General features: G+C 75.0%; 1 protein-coding gene. It reads left to right on the top strand.

The genetic code is table 11. The annotated features are described in order from the left end of the window. Nucleotides 1-2,827: ATP-binding protein (locus VHA72_RS06435; RefSeq protein WP_325573620.1), on the top strand; the 2,827-nt coding region annotated here is incomplete at both ends.

The following is a 2,827-nucleotide window of genomic DNA, read 5'->3' as shown; positions in this document are numbered from 1 at the left end:
CGCGCGGGCTGAGCGAGGCGGCCCTGGTCGACCTGATCTGGGAGGACGAGCCGCCGGCGCATCCGGCGAAGGCGCTCCAGGTGGTGGTCTCGCGGGCCCGGGCCGCGACCTGCCCGGAGGCGATCGAGCGCACCGAGCGTGGCTACCGGCTGGCTTTGGGCGCGGACGACGTCGACGTCTGGTCGCTGCGGCCGGCCGCGTTGAGGGCCGCCGCCGAGGGCAGGTACGACGACGCCCTGGCCCTGCTCGACCGGCTCGAGGACACCGACGACGAGGCGATGCTGGCGCGGCTGCGCGCGACCGCCGCCGTCCGCGGCGTCCCGGCGGCGCTGGAGGCCTACGAGTCCTATCGCAGCGACCTGGCCGACCGGCTGGGCGTGGACCCGTCGCCGGCGTTGCGGGCACTGCACACCGACCTGCTGGCGCGCGACCGGCCGGTCCGCGCCGGGCTGCGGTACGACGCCGACGCCCTGATCGGCCGCGACGCCGACGTGGCTGCGCTGGGCACCCTGGTGCGCACCCACCGGCTGGTCTCGGTGGTCGGCGCCGGCGGGCTGGGCAAGACCCGGCTCGCCCACCTGATGGGCCGGCATGCCGAGCAGCCCGTGGTCCACTTCGTCGAACTGGTCTCGGTAACCTCGCCCGACGGCGTGCCTGTCGAGGTGGCCGACGCCCTGGGTGCCCGCGAGTCGGTGGCCCACCGCCGGCCGCGCACCGGTGCCGCCGATCCGGTCGGCCGGATCGTCGACCTGATCGGCAGCGCCCCGACTCTGCTGATCCTGGACAACTGCGAGCAGGTGGTCGAGGGCGTCGCCGACCTGGTCTCGGCGCTGCTGGCCCGCACCCCCGCGCTGACCGTGCTGACCACTACCCGGATCCCGCTCGGGCTGGCCGCCGAGCGCGTCTACCTGCTGCCTGAGCTCACCGTCGACGACGCGGCGGCGCTCTTCGCCGAGCGGGCCCGGGCCGCGCGGCCCGGCGTCGTACTCGACGAGGAGCGGGTGCGCGCTCTGGTGGGCCGCCTCGACGGGCTTCCGCTGGCCGTGGAGCTGGCCGCGGCCAAGGTCCGGGTGATGGGCGTGCCGGAGATCGAGCGGCGGCTGGAGAACAGGTTCGCGCTGCTGCGCGGCGGCGCCCGGGACGCACCGGAGCGACACCAGACCCTGCTCGCGGTCATCGACTGGTCCTGGAACCTGCTGGCCGAGGAGGAGCGGGTCGCGCTGCGCCGGCTCTCGGTGTTCCGCGACGGCTTCTCGCTCGACGGTGCGAGCGCGGTGGTGGGCTACGACGCGATCGACGTGCTGACCGCCCTGGTCGACCAGTCCCTGGTCGTGGTGGCCGAGGAGGAGACGGTCCGGTACCGGCTGCTGGAGACGGTCCGGGAGTTCGGCCGGATGCAGCTGGTGGACGCCGGCGACGACGCCGAGGCGGCGAAGCGGCTGCGATCCTGGGCGATCGAGTTGACCGCCGCCGCCCGCGAGCGACTCTTCACCCGCGAGCAGGTCGAGGTGATGAGGTTGCTGCGCACCGAGGAGGGCAATCTCGTCGAGCTGCTCCGTCGGGTGGTCGCGGAGGAGGACGCCGAGGCAGCGGCGTACCTGCTGGGTGCGCTGACCGGCTTCTGGTCGGTCGAGGGCGGCCACCTCAAGATCCTCAACCTCGCCGTCCCCGCCCAGCAGGTGATCGCGCGGGGCCCGGTCGCGCCCGGCAGCGAGGACGCGCTGCGCTCGGCCCTGGCGGCGCTGGTGCTGACCTCCTCGCTCTTCCTGGGCAAGGCCGAGGAGGACTCGGTCGCCCGGCTGCGCGAGCTGGGCACCGACTCGGCCGAGCCGCGCACCCGCGCCGTGGTCATGGTGCTGCTCGCGCTGCACGACTCGGCGCCCGACGGCCAGCTGACAGCGCTGAGCGGGCTGGCCGAGTCGGAGGACCCCCGGGTCGCGCAGTGGGCCTCGATGTGGGTCAGCCAGGCCCGGGAGAACCTCGGCGACCTGGCGGGTGCGATGGAGGCGGGAGAGCGAGCGCTCGCCCTGGCCGACCCGGACGACGGGCCCTGGAGCCGGGCCCTGGTCGCCGCCCACCTCTCCGGGCTGCTGCTGCAGGCCGGCGAGCGCGAGCGGGCCCGTGAGTACGCCGAGCGGGCGATCCCGGCGATGGCCGAGCTCGGCGCGGTGGACGACTGGGCGCAGGCTCGCGCGGCGATCGCACTGGGCGCCATCGCGCAGGGCGACCTGGAGGAGGCCGAGCGGATCCTCGACGAGCTGGCGTCCGACGACGGAGTGCAGTCCGTCTTCGGCGGGGCGATCAGCCAGCTGTGCGGTCGGGCCGAGCTGCTGCTCGCGCAGGGCCGGGTCGAGGACGGGCTGGCCGCCTACCGGGCCGCCGCCGACGGCCTGGCCGCGCGCGGCATCCCGGGGCTGACGCTGCCCGACGGTTTCGAGCCGTGGGTGCTCTTCCCGCAGGCGGCCTCGCTGGCCGCGCACTGCCGCTACGGGCGTGCCGCGGAGGTGAGCGACCTCCGGGAGACGCTGCGGGCCAAGGTCGCCGCCGTGCTCGCTCAGGAGCCGGTCTTCCTCGACTACCCGATCATGGGCTCGGTGCTGTTCGCGCTGGCCACCTGGGAGCTCACCCGGGGCGACCCGGGGACGGCTCGGCGGCTGCTGACGCTCGCACAGGGCTTCAGCTTCAACCGGATGCTGCCCAGCCTGGACCTCGACTGGATCGAGGGGTTGACCGAGCCGCCCGTGCCGTACGACGGGGATCGCAGCCAGCTGCGCGAGGAGGCCCAGCGCCGCCTCGCGCAGCTGGGATGTGTCAGACCTTGCGGCGG

This window comes from Nocardioides sp. (genome assembly GCF_035547795.1).
Lineage (GTDB): Bacteria > Actinomycetota > Actinomycetes > Propionibacteriales > Nocardioidaceae > Nocardioides.
Note: the sequence above shows the minus strand (reverse complement) of the source record. Positions and strands in the feature narration are given on the sequence as shown.